At 66.6% G+C, this 17938-nt stretch carries 16 protein-coding genes; 5 read left to right on the top strand and 11 right to left on the bottom strand.

Going from position 1 to position 17938, the window contains the following annotated elements; translation table 11 throughout:
- Position 1 precedes the first annotated feature (1 nt).
- Positions 2-1201 carry a BaiN/RdsA family NAD(P)/FAD-dependent oxidoreductase gene (locus tag E5162_RS08475; protein WP_135944803.1) on the bottom strand — a complete coding sequence of 400 codons (1200 nt, stop codon included), beginning with the start codon at positions 1199-1201 and terminating at the stop codon, positions 2-4.
- Positions 1202-1320: 119 nt separating this feature from the next.
- On the opposite strand from E5162_RS08475, the gene E5162_RS08470 reads away from it, so the two are divergent.
- Both E5162_RS08470 and E5162_RS08465 read left to right on the top strand, forming a co-directional pair.
- On the top strand, positions 1321-1746 hold the full coding sequence (locus tag E5162_RS08470; protein ID WP_135944802.1) for an OsmC family protein: 426 nt from the start codon (positions 1321-1323) through the stop codon (positions 1744-1746).
- 162 nt (positions 1747-1908) lie between these two features.
- Positions 1909-3120, top strand: coding sequence for an ammonium transporter (locus E5162_RS08465; protein ID WP_135944801.1), 1212 nt, complete (start codon positions 1909-1911; stop codon positions 3118-3120).
- Here the strand turns inward: E5162_RS08465 and E5162_RS08460 are convergent.
- From E5162_RS08460 to E5162_RS08435, 7 genes are all read right to left on the bottom strand, one after another.
- Positions 3117-3395 carry a YrhK family protein gene (locus E5162_RS08460; RefSeq protein ID WP_135944800.1) on the bottom strand — a complete coding sequence of 93 codons (279 nt, stop codon included), beginning with the start codon at positions 3393-3395 and terminating at the stop codon, positions 3117-3119. The two genes, E5162_RS08465 and E5162_RS08460, sit on opposite strands and share 4 nt — an antisense overlap.
- Before the next feature lie 70 nt (positions 3396-3465).
- Positions 3466-4299 carry a 16S rRNA (cytidine(1402)-2'-O)-methyltransferase gene (gene rsmI / locus E5162_RS08455; protein WP_135944799.1) on the bottom strand — a complete coding sequence of 278 codons (834 nt, stop codon included), beginning with the start codon at positions 4297-4299 and terminating at the stop codon, positions 3466-3468.
- Between the two features lie 54 nt (positions 4300-4353).
- Positions 4354-4701 carry a hypothetical protein gene (locus E5162_RS08450; RefSeq protein WP_135944798.1) on the bottom strand — a complete coding sequence of 116 codons (348 nt, stop codon included), beginning with the start codon at positions 4699-4701 and terminating at the stop codon, positions 4354-4356.
- 14 nt (positions 4702-4715) lie between these two features.
- Positions 4716-5009, bottom strand: a complete 294-nt coding sequence (locus E5162_RS08445; RefSeq protein WP_135944797.1) for an ElaB/YgaM/YqjD family protein — start codon at positions 5007-5009, stop codon at positions 4716-4718.
- Between the two features lie 97 nt (positions 5010-5106).
- Positions 5107-5247: a hypothetical protein gene (locus E5162_RS14900; RefSeq protein WP_174234997.1), complete on the bottom strand. Its 141-nt coding sequence runs from the start codon at positions 5245-5247 to the stop codon at positions 5107-5109.
- Positions 5248-5299: 52 nt separating this feature from the next.
- The gene (locus E5162_RS08440; protein WP_135944796.1) at positions 5300-5470 is read right to left on the bottom strand and encodes a DUF1328 family protein; all 171 of its coding nucleotides are present in this window, start codon (positions 5468-5470) and stop codon (positions 5300-5302) included.
- A gap of 64 nt (positions 5471-5534) precedes the next feature.
- On the bottom strand, positions 5535-5840 hold the full coding sequence (locus E5162_RS08435) for a hypothetical protein (RefSeq protein ID WP_135944795.1): 306 nt from the start codon (positions 5838-5840) through the stop codon (positions 5535-5537).
- 254 nt (positions 5841-6094) lie between these two features.
- Here E5162_RS08435 and selD point away from each other — a divergent pair, with 254 nt between their 5' ends.
- Entirely contained in the window at positions 6095-8305 is a 2211-nt protein-coding gene (gene selD / locus E5162_RS08430; RefSeq protein WP_135944794.1) for a selenide, water dikinase SelD, read from the top strand.
- Here selD and mnmH read toward each other — a convergent pair.
- The 3 genes from mnmH to putP form a co-directional block, all read right to left on the bottom strand.
- The gene (mnmH, locus tag E5162_RS08425) at positions 8286-9347 is read right to left on the bottom strand and encodes a tRNA 2-selenouridine(34) synthase MnmH (protein ID WP_135944793.1); all 1062 of its coding nucleotides are present in this window, start codon (positions 9345-9347) and stop codon (positions 8286-8288) included. The two genes, selD and mnmH, sit on opposite strands and share 20 nt — an antisense overlap.
- 10 nt (positions 9348-9357) lie before the next feature.
- A complete protein-coding gene (gene ileS / locus E5162_RS08420) occupies positions 9358-12516 on the bottom strand; it encodes an isoleucine--tRNA ligase (protein WP_135944792.1) in 3159 nt (1052 codons plus the stop codon).
- 181 nt (positions 12517-12697) lie between these two features.
- Positions 12698-14251: a sodium/proline symporter PutP gene (gene putP, locus E5162_RS08415; RefSeq protein WP_135944791.1), complete on the bottom strand. Its 1554-nt coding sequence runs from the start codon at positions 14249-14251 to the stop codon at positions 12698-12700.
- Positions 14252-14664: 413 nt separating this feature from the next.
- On the opposite strand from putP, the gene E5162_RS08410 reads away from it, so the two are divergent.
- Both E5162_RS08410 and E5162_RS08405 read left to right on the top strand, forming a co-directional pair.
- The gene (locus E5162_RS08410) at positions 14665-15609 is read left to right on the top strand and encodes a hypothetical protein (RefSeq protein WP_158291247.1); all 945 of its coding nucleotides are present in this window, start codon (positions 14665-14667) and stop codon (positions 15607-15609) included.
- A 73-nt stretch (positions 15610-15682) separates the two neighbouring features.
- Positions 15683-17833 carry a penicillin acylase family protein gene (locus E5162_RS08405; RefSeq protein ID WP_158291246.1) on the top strand — a complete coding sequence of 717 codons (2151 nt, stop codon included), beginning with the start codon at positions 15683-15685 and terminating at the stop codon, positions 17831-17833.
- Positions 17834-17938 lie beyond the last annotated feature (105 nt).

Below are 17938 nucleotides of genomic sequence, written 5' to 3'. Positions count from 1 at the left end.
TTCAGAGCGCCGCGGCACACGCCGCGGCGCTTGCCCATGACCACTGGAAATTATAGCCGCCGAGCCAGCCGGTCACATCGACGCATTCGCCGATAAAGTAGAGACCCGGCCGATGGCGGCTTTCCATCGTCTTTGAGGACAGGCCGGCGGTGTCGATACCCCCGGTTGTCACCTCCGCAGTGCGCCAGCCCTCGGTGCCCGCCGGGCGTACGTCGAAGCCTTGAAGCTGGCTGGCGATGGCCTCGAGCTCGCGATGACCGGTATCGGCGAGCCGCCCGGTATTCGAAACCCGTCCGCTCTCTACCAGATAGTCGACCAGGCGCCGCGCAAAGCGCGTTTCCAGCGCTCCGGCCAGCGACTTCATCGGGTGTTCCGCCTTGAGCTCTTTCAGGATGCCCGCCCCGTCGGCTCCGGCAAACAGGTCGATGCTCACGCTCCCGCCCTCCTGCCAGTAGGAGGAGACCTGGAGCATGGCCGGTCCGGACAGGCCGCGATGGGTAAACAGCATCGCCTCGGTAAAGGCCGGGCCGTCGGCCTGCGCCGTCACCGGGGTCGACACGCCGGACATCGCCGCAAAAGCCTCGCGCGCCTCGCCCTCCATCGTGAAGGGCACCAGGCCGGGGCGCGGCTCGACAATGTCGTGGCCGAAGCGGCGCGCCAGCTCGTAGGCAAAGCCGGTCGCTCCCATTTTCGGGATGGACAGCCCGCCCGTGGCCACGACCAGGCGGGGCGCCGTCAGGCGTCCGTGCGGCGTCTCGATCTCGAAACCGTCATCGGTCGCGGTGACGGCCTCGATCGCGGTGTCCAGCCGCAAGTCCCCGCCGCCGGCCTCCAGTTCGGCCAGCAGCATGTCGATGATGGCGCCCGATTTCTGGTCGCAGAAAAGCTGGCCCAGCGTCTTTTCGTGCCAGGTCAGGGCGTGGCGTGTCATCAGGTCGAGAAAATCGCCCGGCGTGTAGCGCGCCAGCGCCGACTTGGCGAAGTGCGGGTTCTGCGACAGGAAACGCTCGGGCATTGTGTCGATATTGGTGAAATTACACCGTCCGCCGCCCGAGATCCGAACCTTCTCGGCCGGCTTGCGCGCGTGGTCCACGACGCAGCAGGACAGGCCGCGCTGTCCCGCCCGGCCCGCACAGAACAGCCCGGCCGCCCCGGCTCCCAGGACGATCACGTCATATCCCTGCGCGGAAGGGTCGGGCATGGGCGCCGCCATCCTGTTCTGGTCTCGCCGAATGTCAGCTGTCACGAACCTTTGGTAGGTCCGGCTGCGTTGTTCAGAGACAATTGATGGCCTCATCAATCAACAAGAAAGGACACATCATGAAACGTCATGCCTCTGCGGTCTGGAGCGGCGATCTCAAATCCGGCAAGGGCCGCCTTTCCACCCAGTCCGGCGTCCTGGACGGAAATAATTACGGCTTCAAGACCCGGTTCGAAGATGAAGCCGGGACCAATCCGGAAGAATTGCTCGGCGCGTCCCATGCCGGTTGCTACGCGATGGCCCTGTCCATGATCCTGGGTCAGAAGGGCCTGACGGCAGACGTCATCAACGCCAAGGCGGTCGTCACGCTTGACGAGGTCGAGGGCGGCTTTGCCGTCACCAGATCGGCGCTGACCGTCAGGGCCAAGGTGCCCGGCGCCAGCGAGGACGACTTCAAGGAGGCCGCCGAGGCCGCCAAGACCGGTTGCCCGATCTCCAAGGCGCTCGATATCGAGATCACCCTGGACGCCGCGCTCGAAGACTAGGCGTCTGCGTCCGACGTGTTTGGCGCGCCTGCCCGCGAACCGGGCAGGCGTGCTTTTTTATGCGGCAAGTTTGTGCAGTCGCGAACAAGAATCGCGGCTTTGCCTTCCCGGCCTGTCCACTCTGCCTAGGCTTTGCTCGTTCGATTGACGAGGAGCGAGCCCATGGAAACGAGTGCTTTTGCCGCCGGAGACGTCGCGTGGGTGCTGACCGCCTGCGCCCTGGTGCTGATGATGACCGTGCCCGGTCTCGCGCTCTTCTATGGCGGGATGGTCCGGCGCAGTAACGTGCTTTCCACGCTGATGCAGTCGCTGACGGCGGCAGCGCTCGTGACCCTGGCCTGGGTACTGATCGGTTATTCGCTCGCGTTCGGCGGAGAAGGCATTTTCGTGGGCGGGCTCGCCCGGCTCGGGCTGGCGGGCATGACCCCGGACTCGGCCTCTGGCGGGCTGCCTGAAAGCGTTTTCGTGCTGTTCCAGATGACGTTCGCGATCATCACCGTGGCGATCATTGCCGGGGCTGCGGCGGAGCGTCTGAGCTTCAAGGCCTGGGTCATCTTCGTGCCGGTCTGGCTGATCGCCGTTTACGCGCCCATCGCGCACTGGGTCTGGGGCGGCGGCTTTCTGAGCGAAGCCGGCGTTCTCGACTTTGCCGGCGGCGCGGTGGTCCACATCAACTCCGGCGTGGCCGGCCTGATCCTGGCGCTCAAGCTCGGCCCGCGCCGGGGCTGGCCGCACGAAGGCCAGCCGCCGCACAATCTCGTGCTCACCGTGATCGGGGCGGGCCTGCTCTGGGTCGGGTGGTTCGGATTTAACGGAGGGTCGGCGCTGGCTGCCGATGCGCTGGCCGGTCACGCCGCGCTGGTCACCCAGATCGCCGCGGCCTCTGCGGCGCTCGGCTGGGCGGGCCTGGAATGGGCGTTGCGCGGCAAGGCGAGCGTGCTGGGCGCGGCCTCGGGCGCCGTCGCGGGCCTGGTCGGGATCACGCCGGCGGCGGGCTTCGTCTCGCCGGGCGCGGCCGTCGCCATCGGCCTGCTCACCGCAGGCGGCACGTACGCAGCCGTCAACCATCTCAAATCCGCGCTCAAGTTCGACGACAGCCTGGATGCGTTCGGCCTGCACGGTGTGGGCGGCTTCATCGGCGCCATTCTGACAGGCGTCTTCGCCAGCAGCGCGATCGGCGGCACGCCGGGCCTGATCGAAGGCAACGCCCTGCTGGTCTGGACCCAGACCTGGGGCGCGCTGGCCGCGGCGGCCTACTGCGCGGTCCTGACCTTCGCGATCCTGTGGGTGATGGAGCGCTTCATCAAGCTGCGGGTCGAGGAAGAAGACGAAGTCACCGGTCTCGACGTGGCGCTTCATGGGGAGAGCGCCTAGTCGGGTCGTGCAGGGCGGGACGGCCTACCTCGCCGTCCCGCCCGGCTCGGCGCACCGGAGCCGGAGTTCCAGTATTTGACCGCCATATTGCCGGCCGCACCGATCAGCATGAAGAGCGACCCGACAATGAACAGCCAGACGCCGACCGTCTTGTAGGCCTCCAGGGCGGGCAGGAAGAACAGGCTTCCGGCAAAGAATGCGGTGTTGCCGAGCACACCGATGCCGGTATGGATCCAGCCGTATTCGTGGATCAGAACATGAAGCGGGTGAGCCATCGCGATCCTCCGGTCTTGCCTGACCGGGCAACGCGGAAATCCGGCGCCATGTTTCGTGGCAAGCCGGATTTCAGTTCGTCTGCGTATCGGTATCCGCATCGCGGCCCGCCGCGGCCTTCTTGGCCTCGGCGGCGGCCTCCTGCTGGGCGAGCCGGCGTTTGCCCTTGCCCTTGGTCCTGACCGGCTTGGCCTGAGCGCGCACGGCCTCGATGTCGACCGGCTTGATCGTGGCCCCGTCGATCACGACCATGATCTCCCCGCGCGGCGGCTCGGCGAAGCGCTCAACAAGCTCATCCAGCGTCCCGCGCACGGTTTCTTCGTAGGTCTTGGTGATTTCGCGGCACACCGCCGCGTCCACATCTCCGCCATAGACCTCGCGCGCGTCGCGCAGCAGGTCGGGCAGGCGGTGCGGCGCTTCCATCGCGATCAGCGTGCATTGAAACTGCGCCGCTTCGGCCAGCCAGGTCTTGCGCTGGCCTTCCTTGCGCGGGGGAAAGCCCAGAAACACGAAACGGTCGGGAGCAAAGCCTGACAGCACAAGGGCCGCCAGTACTGACGAAGGGCCGGGAACCAGCTCGACTTTTAGCCCCGCCTCACGCACGGCCTGGACGACGCGGTATCCCGGATCGTTGATGACCGGCATGCCGGCGTCGGAAACCAGAGCCACGGTTTCGCCGCGCTCGACGAGCGCGGCGATCCCCGATGCGCTGGCGCGCTCGTTATGGTCGTGGCAGGCGATGAGGCGTTTGGGCTCGATCTTGTAATGGTCGAGCAGCTTGCGGGTAACGCGCGTGTCTTCGGCAGCGATCGTGTCGGCCTCGGACAGGATCCGGACCGCGCGATAGCTCATGTCTTCCAGATTGCCGATCGGGGTGGCAACGAGAACCAGCCTGCCTTCATTCATGACCGGTCTTCTAACCCTGAAAGGGCCGGGCGAACAGCCGCGCTCTTGCGGTGATTACAGAACTTTCTGAATCACCTTCATGAGCAGGTCGGGCCGGCGTCCCAGCACGACACCGACCGCCACCATCGCGCCGACCGTCTCGACCGGCTTTTTCTGGATGGAATCTTCCAGAAGGCCGATGAGACCGGCAATCGGGGCGGGCGGCTCCTCCTTCTTCTGTTCCTGACGGAACAGGAAGGTGATGGCGGCCGCGGATGCGAGCAGCAGATAGGCACCGGCCACAACGGCGCTGGCGATCGACACCGTCCAGGTGACGGCCAGCCAGTACCACAGGGCATGTGTCCCGAATATCAGCGCCACGATCGGTCCGAGCGCGGCGACGATCAGAAGTAGGATTCGCAACAGCTCACCTATTCCTATTTGCGCATGAGGAGTGCGGCAAGAAAGCCCACGCCTACGGCTGCGCCACACGCTGACAGCGGATTGTTGCGGATATAGCCGCGCACATCGTCGGTCGCGTCTTCGATCTCGTCGGCCGCATTGCTGGCAGCCTTGCGCGTGCGCTTCACGCCTTTGTCGGTTTCCTGCTGGGCGATCTTGGACAGGTCGCTGACCAGCTGGTTCACGTCCTTGCGCAGGGAAGCAATATCATCTTTCACGGTGTCATACTCCACGTCATCAGATTTCGGGGTGGTCGTGCGGGTAGCCATAGGGCACCTCCTGATGCTCAAGGTCTTTCAAACCTCAGGCGGCCGCCCGGACGAGTCCAAGCGGCCGCCTTCGAGGTGTGGCCGATAAGCGTGCGGCCTAGCCGTCCAGCTCATCGCCGGCATCTTCGACGGCTTCGTCGACGTTCTCGCCGGCTTCTTCCATCGGGCCATCGTCTTCACAGGCGGCCAGAAGACCGATGCTCGACAGGGCGGCGACAATAAATGCGGTACGTTTCATGGATTTCGTCTCCTATTGGTCACTTATGGTGATCGTGTGAGCGGGTGTTCGGTCAGGGCCTGCGTCCGCGAAGGGCGCCAGCCAGAAGCGCGACGACGAACAGAATGACAAAGATAAAGAAGAGCCATTTGGCGATGGTGGCGGCGCCGGCGGCGATGCCACCGAAACCGAACACCGCCGCAATGATGGCGATGATGAAAAAGGCGAGGGCAAGTCTCAGCATATCGGTCCTCCTGCAAACCTGGTGCTATGGGCGTTACAGGGCTTCAAACGAGCCGGGTGGATTATTAGTTCCCAACTGCGACGCGCGAGCGAGGCCGGGTCCAGTCGATGATCCGGCGCGGGCCCGGCGGCAGCGGGCGCGAACACGCCGTCATCGCCTTGTCGAACCAGCTGTAGCACTCGCGCGTCTCGCGGATCTTGCGGCGTGTATAGGCGCTCACCGGAATCAGCATCGCAAAGCCGAACGCCACCATGAACGCGCCGAGCGGAATCGGTGTGACGGCCAGCGCTGCCCCGGCGACAATCAGGAAGATTGCCGAAGCGCGCGTGATCTCGCGCCGGATGAGACTTTGCGGGTATGTCGCACGCATGGTTCTTGATCCTTGTTGGCAACCGCCGCGCCCGACAGGAGCGCGGCGTGCAGGATAGAGAACGTGAGGGTATGAGGCCGGTTCCCGGCGTGCACTGCTGGCCAGGCGAAGGTGCGCCGCCCCCGCGGGGCCGGCTCAAACGCCGGTCCCCGGCGCATCACGCCGCCGGGCAGGCCGCTCGCGATCGCGCGAAAACCCACTGCGGTCTGTCAGCTTTGTTTCGACCTCGCCCCGGCTTCGGCTAAACCTGCCCCATGCAGACTGCGGCACCTCACACGATCGATCTGGTTCTGGCGGGCGGCGGCCATGCGCACGCCGTCTTCCTGCGCATGTGGGCGATGAAGCCGTTGCCGGGCGTGCGGGTCACCCTCGTCAATCCGGCTCCGACCGCGCCCTATACCGGCATGCTGCCCGGCTATGTCGCAGGCCACTACACCGCAGACGAGGTCGAGATCGATCTGGTGCGGTTGGCGCGCTTTGCCGGGGCGCGGCTCATTCTCGATGAGGTCACCGGAATCGATCCTGAGTCCAGCCGCCTGCGCCTGGCCGGGCGCCCGCCGCTCGATTTCGACGTCTGCTCGATCAATATCGGCATCACCTCGCGCTCGGGTCTGGCAGAGGGTGATGGTGCGCAGCGGGTCAAACCGATGCAGCCCTTTGCCGAGGCCTGGGACGACTACATACACGCGGTCGCTGAAGGCCGCGCGGCGCCCGAGGCGGCGGTTATCGGCGCGGGGGCAGGCGGATGCGAGCTCGCGCTCGCCATGCATCATCGCCTGAGCGAGGTCTCCAGGCAGCCGGTCCGGGTCAGCGTCATCGATCGCAATGAGACGGTGATGTCGCGCGAGCATCCCGCCCTCGCCCGGCAGCTTCGCACGCAGCTCGACCGGTGCGGCGTCGCCGTGCTGACCTCGCATACCGCCGAACGCGTGACGGCGGAGGGGCTTGTACTGGACAGCGGCGACACGGTGCGGGCCGGCTTCGCCGCCTCGACGGCGGGCGCCCGGCCGGCAGACTGGCTGGAGGCGTCCGGCCTTCAACTGGAAGACGGTTTCATCGCCGTGGACGAGACGCTGCGCAGTCTTAGCCATCCTCATATCCTGGCCGCAGGCGACATCGCCCATCTCTCCCATGCGCCGCGGCCCAAGGCCGGGGTCTATGCGGTGCGGGCGGGCCGGGCCCTGCACGCCAATCTCACCGCCATCCTCTCGGGCGGCGACCCTTGCGCGTTCAGGCCGCAGCGCGACTATCTCAAACTGGTCAGCCTGGGCGAGCGGCGCGCCGCCGGGGAAAAATGGGGCGTCGCGCTGTCGGCGGGTTGGATCTGGCGCTGGAAGGACCGGATCGATCGCAGATTCATGGCCCGCCTGAGCGATCTGCCCGCCATGACAGGGCCGGACGCGGTGCGCGGGCCGGTCGCGCTGGGCGTGCGCGACATGGAAAGGCGCGACATGCTGTGCGCCGGGTGCGGGTCGAAAATGGCGCGCTCCGCCCTCGACGACGCGCTTGGCGCGCTTGCCCCGCCACGCCGTGCGGACACGGTGAAGGGCGCAGGCGACGACGCGGCGGTGCTGCGCTGGGGCGAGAGCGGCGAGCAGGTCGTCACGACCGATCATTTCCGCGCCTTTACGCAGGACGGCTACGTGCTCGGGCGCATCCTCGCCGTGCATGCGCTGGGCGACATCTGGGCCATGGGCGCCGCCCCGCAGGCCGGGCTCGCCTCGCTCACCCTGCCGCCCCAGTCGGCCACGCTCCAGTCTCGCACCGCGCGCGAGGTGCTGGCCGGAATGCAGAGCGCGCTGGAGCCGGCCGGGGCCGATCTGGTGGGCGGACATACCGCTCAGGGCGCCGAGTTCACGGTGGGCCTGACCGCGACGGGCCTGGTTCCCCAGGGCCGCGCGATCGGTCAGGAGGGTCTCCAGCCCGGCGATGCGCTCATCCTGACCAAGCCGCTGGGCACGGGCACATTGCTGGCCGGCGAGATGCGCCAGACAGCGCGCGGCCGCGATGTCGCCGCTGCCTTCGCGATCATGCAGCAGGAAAGCGGCGCGGCCGCCGCCACGCTTGCCCCTCACGCCCGCGCCATGACGGACGTCACCGGCTTCGGCCTCGCCGGTCATCTGGGCGCGATGCTTATCGCGTCCCGGACCGGGGCCGTCATCGACCTCGATAGGCTGCCGGTGCTGGAGGGCGCGCTCGATCTGATCGCCGGCGGCGTCGTCAGCTCTATTCATGGCGATAATCTTGCGGCTGCCGGCGGCGTGCTGGAGCTGTCGGCGAAGCCGCTCGCCTCGCCGCGCGGCCAGCTCCTGTTCGACCCGCAAACGGCCGGAGGGCTTCTTGCCGGAGTGCCCGGTGACCGGGCCGAGCAATGCCGCGCCGCGCTGGAAGCGGCAGGCTACGCCGCCGCCATTATAGGCCGGGTCGTCCCCGGCCCGCCTGCGATCACATTCGGACCGCTTTGACTTCTTCCGCGATCCGCCGCGCCAACGTCTCCAGCCCCGCCGCGTCCAGAGTGTCAGCCTCCAGCGTCGCGATTGTCTCCCCGCCGATCCGGGCGCGTGAGCGGGCATAGGCCGGGTCGTAATGGTGTTCGATCAGCCCGGCGGCGAGGGTTTCGAACGCGCCGGCTTCGGCCAGATCCTGCCACTCGGCGACGCGCGCCTTGCCGGCATGCTCTTTCAGCGCCAGCAGGCAGGCGTCGAGCCGCTCGCCGTTGGCGCGCAACTCCGGATAGGCCTCGACCAGGTGACGGGCGCGCGCGGAGACCGGTGCACGGACCTCGATGCGCGGGGCCGCCTCCATCGCCTGCCACAGCACGGGGGGAAGTGTGCGCAGGCCGACCTTGCTGGATTCCGCTTCCACGATGACGGGCCGCTCCGGGTCGAGCCGTGAAAGCACGTGCCACAGCGCGCTTTCAAACCCTTTCTGGCTTGGCTGGGCGTCAAGGCCGAGCCCGCCGAAGATCGACCCGCGATGGCGCGCCAGCCCTTCCAGGTCCAGCGTCTGGACTCCAAGAGCGTCCAGAAGCGGCAAGAGCGCGGTCTTGCCCGTCCCCGTATTGCCGTCCAGCAGGATGACCGGCGGCAGGGGCATGGCGTCGTAGAGCGCGGTCTGGATGTGGCTGCGATAGGTCTTGTAGCCGCCCTTCAGCGTGGCCGCGGGCCAGCCCACCTGCGTCATGATCAGCGCCATCGATCCCGAGCGCTGCCCGCCCCGCCAGCAATAGATGAGCGGGCTGTAGCCGGCGGGCTTGCCGGACAGCGCCGTCTCGAGATGGCGCGCGATATTGCGCGAGACCAGCGCCGCGCCCATGCGCCGCGCCTCGAAGCGGGAGACCTGCTTGTAGGTATAGCCCACCCGCGCCCGCTCCTCATTGTCGAGCACAGGCAGGTTGAGGGCGCCCGGCACGTGGTCCTCATCGAACTCGGCCGGGCTGCGCACGTCGATGATGTCGTCGAACCGCTCGATCAGGGAGGCGTCGAAGCTGTCGACCGGATCGCGCATCGCCTGTGGGTCAGCTCCCCGCCGGGGTGATGGCCAGGCGCACCGTCTCGCCGCCAAGCTCCACGCTGCGCGTCGCCGACAGTCCCTGCTCGCGCACGATCGCGGTGGCCAGCGCTTCGGACTTCAGGAAGACGTTGTGGCTTTCGATGATCTGCGCCCAGCGGTCGGAGGCATCGTAGGAAATCGCGATGCGCTGGCTGAGATCGAGGTCCATCTCCTTGCGTGCGGTCTGGATTTCCCGGTTCAGGTCGCGGGCGAGGCCCTCATGCTCCTGGTCCTCGTCCACCGAGATGTCGAGCACGATAGCGCCGGTGCCCGCGAAGGGTTCGGCGGCACTGCCGTCCGGGGTCACCACCCGCATCTCGAACTCGTCCGCGGAGAGCGTCTCGCCGGCCACGCTCGCCGTGCCGTCATCATTCAGCGTGAACTCGCCCTGCCTTGAGGCGGTCATCACCGGCTTCATCGCCGGGCCGAGACGCTTGCCGATGCGCGGATCGACCTTCAGCTCCAGCGAGCCGTGCGCGCCCAGATCGGTGGACAGGCGCACGTCGCGCACGTTCAGCTCTTCCGCGATCAGGTCGGTGAAGGGCGCCATGTTTTCGGCATCGGCATGAACCAGGGTCAGCGATTTGAGCGGCAGGCGCACGCGCAGGCGGAAGCGCTCGCGCACCGCCAGCGCCGCCGAGCACGCGCTGCGCACCAGGTCCATGGAACGCGACAGCGCATGATCCTGGGCAAAGGCGTCCGCCGTCGGCCACAGCGCCAGATGCACCGAGCGCTCGCCGGTCAGGTTCTTGTAGATCTTCTCCGCCACGATCGGCATCAGCGGCGCCATGACCTTCGCCGTCTGGACCAGCACGGTGTAGAGCGTGTCGAAGGCGCCATTGCGCGAGGCCTGCTCGGTCGTGCCCCAGAAGCGGGCGCGGCTGCGCCGGATATACCAGTTGGTCAGCGCGTCGAAGAAGCTGGAGGCTTCCGCGTGCGCGCGCGGGATGTCGAATGCGTCCAGCGCGCCGGACACCGACTGGGCCAGCTCGCCCGCCTTGGTCAGGATATAGCGGTCGAGCGCCTCCTCGGCATTCTCGATCAGCCGGGGGCGGCGCTCTTCCAGATTGGCGTAGAGCGAGAAGAAGGAATAGGCGTTCAGGAAGGGCTGGATCGCCTCGCGCCCGACCGCCGCGATCTCGCGCGATTCCTTGGGCACCAGGAGGTTGCCGCCCTGCAGCACCGGCGAGGAGCACAGGAACCAGCGCATGATGTCGGAGCCGTAGGAATCGAAGAATTCCAGCGGGTCGGGATAGTTGCGCAGGCGCTTGGACAGCTTCTGCTTGTTCTCGTCCAGCACCACGCCGTGGCAGATCGCGTTCTTGAACGGCGGGCTATCGAACAGCATCGTGGACAACACCATCAGCGTGTAGAACCAGCCGCGCGTCTGGGCGACGTATTCCACGATGAAGTCGGCCGGGAAATTGGTCTCGAACCAGTCCTTGTTCTCGAACGGGTAGTGGACCTGGGCAAACGGCATGGAGCCGGAATCGAACCAGACGTCGAACACCTCGGGCACGCGGCGCATGGTCGACTTGCCGGTAGGATCGTCCGGGTTGGGCCGGGTCAGCTCGTCGATATAGGGCCGGTGCAGATCGGTGATCTCGACCCCGAACTCGGCTTCCAGCTCTTCGATCGAGCCGTACACATCGACGCGCGGATAGTCCGGGTCGTCGCTGACCCAGACCGGGATCGGCGTGCCCCAGAAGCGCGAGCGCGAGATGTTCCAGTCCTGCGCGCCCGCCAGCCAGTTGCCGAAAATGCCGTGCTTGACGTGGGAGGGCTCCCAGTTGATCTGCTCGTTCAGCTCGACCATGCGCTCGCGGAAATCCGACACGCGCACATACCAGCTCTCCACCGCCTTGTAGATCAGCGGCTCGTCGGTGCGCCAGCAATGGGGGTAATTGTGGTCGTAGGTGTCGTGGCGGAAGAGTTTTCCCTCTTCCTTCATGCGCTGCATGATCGGCTTGTTGGCGTCGAACACCAGCATGCCCTCATAGTCGGGCACCTCGCTGGTATAGCGCCCGGCCGCATCGACCGGTACGACCACGCCGATGCCCGCCGCGCGGCAGGCGGTCAGATCGTCCTCGCCAAAGCCGGGGGCCATGTGCACGATCCCCGTGCCGTCCTCGTCCGTGACGAAGTCGGCGAGCAGGATCTGGTGCGCGTTCTCGAACCGGCCCTTGAAATAGGGGAAGGGCGGATCGTAGCGCAGGCCTTCCAGTTCGCGGCCCTGTACGCTGCCGGTCTGCTCGTAGCCTTCGAGCTGCTTCTTGTATTTTTCCAGCGCGTTGGCCGACAGGATCAGGCGCTCGCCATCCTTTTCCATGATCGCGTAGGTGATGTCGGCTCCCGCCGCGCACGCCAGGTTGGACGGCAGGGTCCAGGGCGTCGTCGTCCAGATCAGGAATTTCGACCCCGAAAGTGCGCCCTGGCCCGCCTCGATCTCGAAGCCGATCGTGACGGCCGGATCGGTGCGGTTACGGTAGGAGTTGTCGAGCCGCGTCTCGAAGTTCGAGAGCGGGGATTCCACCGCCCAGCTATAGGGCACGACGCGGTAGTCCTTGTAGACCAGCCCCTTCTCCCAGAGCTGCTTGAACGCCCACAGCCCGCTTTCCATGAAAGTGGTGTCGAGCGTCTTGTAGTCGTTCTCGAAATCGACCCAGCGCGCGGCGCGGGTGACATATTCCTCCCACTCGGCCGCGTACTTCATCACGCCTTCGCGCGCGGCGGCATTGAACTTGTCGATGCCCATTTCCACGATGGCCTTGCGCCCGGAAATGCCCAGATCCTTCTCCGCGGCCAGTTCTGCGGGCAGGCCATGGGTGTCCCAGCCGAAGCGGCGCTCGACCCGCTTGCCCTTCATGGTCTGGTAGCGCGGGATGATGTCCTTGGCGAAGCCGGTCAGCAAATGTCCGTAATGGGGCAGGCCGTTGGCGAAGGGCGGGCCGTCATAGAAGACGAACTGGTCGTTCTCCGGCCGCTCGCTGACCGAGGCGCGGAACGTGTCGTCCGCTTTCCAGAATTGCTGAATCTCGCGATCGATCGCAGGCAGGTTCACCGGGCTGTCGAGCACGGGAAAATGGGTCTTGGACTTGGACTCCTGCGAGGATGATCCGCTCATCGCGCATACTTTCTTTATTACGTCGTTGAAGTCCCGCGCGCCGGAGCGGCTGCGGGCGGCAAACTGAACCTGTGTGATTATTGATCCGCACCGGCGATTGCAAGGCTGGGGCCCTTAACGGCAAACAGCCGCCCCGGTGTGGCCGGGACGGCTGCTGCAGTCGCGATGAAGGCTTGCGGGCCTAGCTCCGCATCTGGCCTTCGACATCGGCATGGGTGTCCATCACGCCGGCCTTGGGGCCGGGGGTGATCAGGCTGACACCAAGGATGGTCAGCGTGCTCAGGATGAAGCCGGGCACGATGGAGTAGAGCGCATCGTTGAACGGGACGAGACCCGCCTCGGTCGGCATCAGCGGCACATAGGTCCAGACCAGAACGGTGACCGCGCCGGTAATCATGCCGGCCAGCGCGCCCCAGCGTGTCATGCGGTTCCAGAACAGGGACAGGATGACAAGCGGGCCGAAGGCCGCGCCGAAGCCGGCCCAGGCGTTGGACACCAGCGTCAGCACGTTGGAGTCCGGATCCAGCGCCAGCAGGCAGGCGACGATGGCAACCACGACGACCGCGATGCGTCCGACCAGCACCAGCTCTTTCTGGCTCGCCCCGCGGCGCAGGAAGATCTTGTAGAAATCCTCGGTCAGCGAACTGGACGAGACCAGAAGCTGGGAGGAGATCGTGGACATGATCGCCGCCAGGATGGCCGCCAGCAGGAAGCCGGCGATATAGGGATTGAACAGGATCTGCGAGAGCACGATGAAGATCGTCTCTCCGTCGAACGCCCCGTCGACCAGATAGTTTTCCGGGGTTCCGTTCTGGAGCACGTAGGCCAGGCCCACCAGGCCGGTCGCCAGCGACCCGACGATGGTGACGAGCATCCAGCTCATCCCGATATTGCGCGCGGTCGGGATGTCCTTGTGCGAGCGGATGGCCATGAAACGCACGATGATGTGCGGCTGGCCGAAATAGCCCAGACCCCAGCTCATTGCCGAGATGATGCCGACAATGCCGACCCCGCCCATCAGCGAGAAGGACCAGGTGTCGGCGAGACTGAGCTCCTCGGCCCTCGCCGGGTCGATATTGTTCAGCGTGTCGCTCAACCCCTCGAACCCGCCAATGCCGGTCAGGGCCACGATGGGCACCATGACCAGGGCGATGAACATGATCACGCCCTGCACGAAGTCGGTCATGGACACGGCCATGAAGCCGCCCAGCAGGGTATAGAGCACGACCACGCCGGCGGTGACGGTCAGGCCGAGCGTGTAGGGCAGGCCGAAGGCGGAATCGAACAGCTTGCCGCCGGCCACGACGCCGGACGAGGTGTAGAGGGTGAAGAAGATGATGATGACGATGGAAGAAATGACGCGAAGCAGGCGCGTCTTGTCGTCGAACCGCTTCTCGAAATAGTCCGGGATGGTGATCGCGTCGCTGGCCGTCTCGGTATAGACGCGCAGGCGCGGCGCCACGATGAGATAGTTGGCCAGCGCCCCGAGCAGCAGGCCGATCGCGATCCAGGCCGCACTCATCCCGGTGACGAACATGGCGCCGGGAAGGCCGAGCAGCATCCAGCCGGACATGTCCGACGCCCCGGCCGAGAGCGAGACGACCGCCGGTCCGAGCTTGCGCCCGCCCAGCAGATATCCCGAGGAATCGTCGGTGGATTCTCTGAAGCCATAGAGCCCGATCCCGATCATGATGAGAAAATAGGCGGCGAGCGAAACGCCCGTTCCAAAATCCATGTCTGTGTCCGTTTCCAATTCACAAAACTGATCGAACCGGCGCCATGCCAGCCGGCCATGGATGGCCGTAGCCGTGCCGGGGCGTGTTCTTGTGAGACGGCCGTGCCGGGACGTTCATCCGGGGTCAGGCGCACGAGATCACGGCATTTGCCCCCGCAAAAGCCGCGCAGAGCCAACACGCGGGGCGCACAAAGGTCAAGGGCGCGGATGGGGATAGCCGCCAAACACAGCGTTTCGAGCCGGCTTGCCCCGCGCTGAAGACAGCCCTTCCGGTCACGGCGCCAGACCGCATCGCGCCAGCCTGAATGAATCTGATAGCTGACGCCGCGCGCCGGGAGTAATCTGACCGCTTCGACATTGCGCGAACGGTGGCGGGGAAACCGCGGCCGGCGCGCCTGTTTGGCGAGGAGTCCATGGGTTCGTGTCTCGTCCGGCGTCTCGCCGGAGCTTGTCTTCTGGCCATGTTCGCCGGCTTCGGCCCCGGCGCTTTCGCCGACCCGCCTCGCCTGGAGGACGCCGCGCTGTCGGCGCCTGGCCCATGGCTGCGCGTCACCTACACGATGACCCCGGGGGCGAGCGGGCATACGGTCTGGATGGAGGAAGGTGCGCTGGCCGATCCGGCCGCGGCACCGTCCCGGCCGGTCAAAGTCGTCGTGCGCGAGTTGACGCTGAATCACGGCGCGAAGCGTGTGGCCGATCAGGCTTACACCCTAGAGCGCAATACCTATGATTGCCGGCAGAACCATATGCTGCCCGGCCCGCTGACGGTTTACGATGGCGCCGGCCGGGCGCTCGTTACGGTCTCGCGCGATGACGAGGCTCCCATTGCCCCGATCCCCCACTCCATCACCCATGAGATCTGGCATGGCGTCTGCCGCAACGGCGCGGCCCTGGTCAACCATCCGGCAGCGCCAACGATCGCGGACGCTATCGCCCATGACGACCCTGCCCCTTTCCCGGAGACCGCGACGGCGCAGGCAATCGAGGTCGATATCGATCGGGACGAGCGCATGGACCGGGCCAGCATCCACATGCGCCCGCACAGCCATCGCCACGACCTGGAGATCGTGTTCGGCCGCGAGCCGGGCCGCGCCCTCTCCATCGTCGCGGCGGCCCAGCCCGATACCGGTCCGCTGGTCGAGCGCACCATTCGTGCCTTGGAATCCGGCCTCTACGTATACGATTGCGCGATCGGCCCGGAGGGTGAGCCGGTCGAGCCGTGTGTTCCCGGCGTCGCCCATGCCGGACGCGGCGGGATCGAGGTCGTCACGCCCGGCCATCCCTCCATCCTCGTCTTCGACCCGCAATACGGCCAGGGGCCGGTGCGCCTGCCGATGGTCCGGCTCGGCGGGATGTGAACATTGTTCGCTTGCCTGTTCGGGCTGTGCGCCTAACCTTGCGCGATAAAAATCCAGCGGGAGGAAAATGGGCATGCTTCGATTTGTCGGATTCGGGCTGGCGGCCGTGCTCGCCGCCGCCATCGTCGCCGCGTTCGCCCTGGGGCTGCGCCTGACGCCGGGACTGGAACGCGATTTCGATCCCGAGTCCGCCCGCGAGATGGCCGCCGGCTATTCTGCCGAGATCGTGCGCGACGAATGGGGCGTGCCGCGCATCATCGGGGTCAGCGACGCCGATGCCGCCTTCGGGCTCGCCTACGCCCATGCCGAGGACGATTTCGAGACCATCCAGGCTTCGCTGCGCGCCGGTCTCGGCGCAGGCATGATCGCCGCGAACGAGGAGGAGGCGCGCACCAGCTATCTGGTCCAGCTGCTGCGCATCCGCGAGGATGTCGAGGCGGGTTATGAAACCGAACTGTCGCAGGAGGCGCGCGCCTTCGCCGAGGGCTATGCGGCCGGGCTCAATCTCTACGCGGCCAATCATCCCGGCGAGCGGGTCTCGCGCGATCTCTTCCCTGTGACCGGACAGGACGTGGTCGCGCTGTCGTCCTTCTTCAGCCCGCTGTTTTACGGCTTCGGCGACACCGTCGCCGAGATCATGGCGCCGCAGGCCGAGCGCGACCCCGCGCAGGGCCAGGCGCTGCAGGTGTTCTTACAGGAGGGGTCGAATGTCGCGCTGGGATCGAACGCCTTCGCGATTGCCCCGTCGCGCTCCGCGGATGGCGCGACGCGCCTGATCGTCAATTCCCACCAGCCCACCGACGGTGCGCTGGCCTGGTATGAGAGCCATCTCATCAGCGGCGAGGGCCTGAACTTTGCCGGCGGCCTGTTTCCCGGCGCGCCGGTCCTGCATCTGGGCACCAACCCCGATCTCGGCTATGCCGCCACGGTCAATTATCCCGACCTGATCGATGTCTACGCGCTGACCGTCTCCGAAGACGGGGACAGCTACGAGCTCGATGGCGAAATGCGCGATTTCGACCGCCGGACCGCGCGTATGACCGTGCGCCTGTTCGGCCCGTTCGGCTGGCAGGTCACGCGGCCCGCCGACTGGTCGGCGCACGGCCCGGTCCTGCACGCCGACCACGGCAGCTTTGCCGTGCGCCATGCCACAATGGGCGACATTCGTTTTGGCGAGCAGGCCTTCGCCATGATGAAGGCACGCAGCCTCGACGAGTTCGAGAACGCGCTCGAAATGGGGGCGATGGGCAATACCAACCGCATCGTCGCCGACCGTCACGGCCGCATCGCCCGCTTCTACGTCGCACGCATGCCCGACCGCCTCCCCGATGCCGGTGTGGACTGGACGGGTATCTTGCCGGGTGATCGCTCGGACCTGATCTGGGAGGATTTCGCGCCGGTGTCCGCGCTGCCGCACATGATCGACCCGGAAGCGGGATACGTTCTGGACGCCAACCATTCCCCGTTCGAGGTGACGCTGGGCGCGGACGATCCCGATCCGGCCGATTATCCGGCCGAGTTCGGCATCGAGACCAACATGACCAACCGGGCCCTGCGCGCCACCTCGCTCCTGGCCGGCGATCTGGACGGGCGGACCACGCAGGGCGAGCTGATCCAGATCAAGTATGACGACGCCTACGACGCGGAGAGCCTGGCCGCGCAATTGCGCGACGCGATTGCGTCCACGCCGTTCGAGGACGCCGCGGTGCGCGAGGCCGCAGAACGTGCCGGGGCGTGGACCCTGTCGGCCTCGCGCGAAAACCGCGGCGCGGGCCTGGTCCTCATGACCTACTACATGACCGAGGGCGAAGACGTGCTGGCCGAGGTGGAGACCGCCTTCCCGCTCGCCGTCGACTGGCTGACGGCCCATCACGGGCGGATCGATCCCGAATGGGGTGAGATCAACCGGCTGATGCGCGGCGAGGTGAACCTGCCGCTCGATGGCGGGCCGGACACGCTGCGCGCGGTCTATGGCGATCCTCAGGACGACGGCACGCTGCGCATGGTGGCCGGGGACGGGCTGACCTATTTCGTGGAATGGCGCGCGGACGGGACCCAGTCGGTTCTGGCCACCCACCAGTACGGCGCATCCAACCGGCCCGGCACCGACCACTACACCACCCAGATGGAGATGTTCGCCAGCGAGGGCCTTCGCCCGGTGCCGATGAGCGAAGCGGCCGTGCGCCGCGCCGCGGTCGAGATCTACCGGCCCGGCGAGGAATAGGCGGCGGGGGGAGACGAGACGCCCCCGGCGGGGGCGCCCGCTATCCCCGGGTCAGCCGCTCATCTTCTCCCCGTCTGTCCGCAAAATTATAACCGGACAGGAGCC

The sequence above is a fragment of the Marinicauda pacifica genome (genome assembly GCF_004793635.1).
Taxonomy (GTDB): Bacteria; Pseudomonadota; Alphaproteobacteria; order Caulobacterales; family Maricaulaceae; genus Marinicauda; species Marinicauda pacifica.
This window is presented reverse-complemented; position numbering and strand designations above follow the sequence as displayed.

Excerpts from the sequence above, each read along its gene's own strand:
- E5162_RS08475 (WP_135944803.1), bottom strand. The coding sequence starts at position 1,201 with ATGCCCGACCCTTCCGCGCAGGGATATGACGTGATCGTCCTGGGAGCC.
- E5162_RS08470 (WP_135944802.1), top strand. The coding sequence starts at position 1,321 with ATGAAACGTCATGCCTCTGCGGTCTGGAGCGGCGATCTCAAATCCGGC.
- E5162_RS08465 (WP_135944801.1), top strand. The coding sequence starts at position 1,909 with ATGGAAACGAGTGCTTTTGCCGCCGGAGACGTCGCGTGGGTGCTGACC.
- E5162_RS08460 (WP_135944800.1), bottom strand. The coding sequence starts at position 3,395 with ATGGCTCACCCGCTTCATGTTCTGATCCACGAATACGGCTGGATCCAT.
- rsmI (WP_135944799.1), bottom strand. The coding sequence starts at position 4,299 with ATGAATGAAGGCAGGCTGGTTCTCGTTGCCACCCCGATCGGCAATCTG.
- E5162_RS08445 (WP_135944797.1), bottom strand. The coding sequence starts at position 5,009 with ATGGCTACCCGCACGACCACCCCGAAATCTGATGACGTGGAGTATGAC.
- E5162_RS14900 (WP_174234997.1), bottom strand. The coding sequence starts at position 5,247 with ATGAAACGTACCGCATTTATTGTCGCCGCCCTGTCGAGCATCGGTCTT.
- E5162_RS08440 (WP_135944796.1), bottom strand. The coding sequence starts at position 5,470 with ATGCTGAGACTTGCCCTCGCCTTTTTCATCATCGCCATCATTGCGGCG.
- E5162_RS08435 (WP_135944795.1), bottom strand. The coding sequence starts at position 5,840 with ATGCGTGCGACATACCCGCAAAGTCTCATCCGGCGCGAGATCACGCGC.
- selD (WP_135944794.1), top strand. The coding sequence starts at position 6,095 with ATGCAGACTGCGGCACCTCACACGATCGATCTGGTTCTGGCGGGCGGC.
- mnmH (WP_135944793.1), bottom strand. The coding sequence starts at position 9,347 with ATGCGCGATCCGGTCGACAGCTTCGACGCCTCCCTGATCGAGCGGTTC.
- ileS (WP_135944792.1), bottom strand. The coding sequence starts at position 12,516 with ATGAGCGGATCATCCTCGCAGGAGTCCAAGTCCAAGACCCATTTTCCC.
- putP (WP_135944791.1), bottom strand. The coding sequence starts at position 14,251 with ATGGATTTTGGAACGGGCGTTTCGCTCGCCGCCTATTTTCTCATCATG.
- E5162_RS08410 (WP_158291247.1), top strand. The coding sequence starts at position 14,665 with ATGGGTTCGTGTCTCGTCCGGCGTCTCGCCGGAGCTTGTCTTCTGGCC.
- E5162_RS08405 (WP_158291246.1), top strand. The coding sequence starts at position 15,683 with ATGCTTCGATTTGTCGGATTCGGGCTGGCGGCCGTGCTCGCCGCCGCC.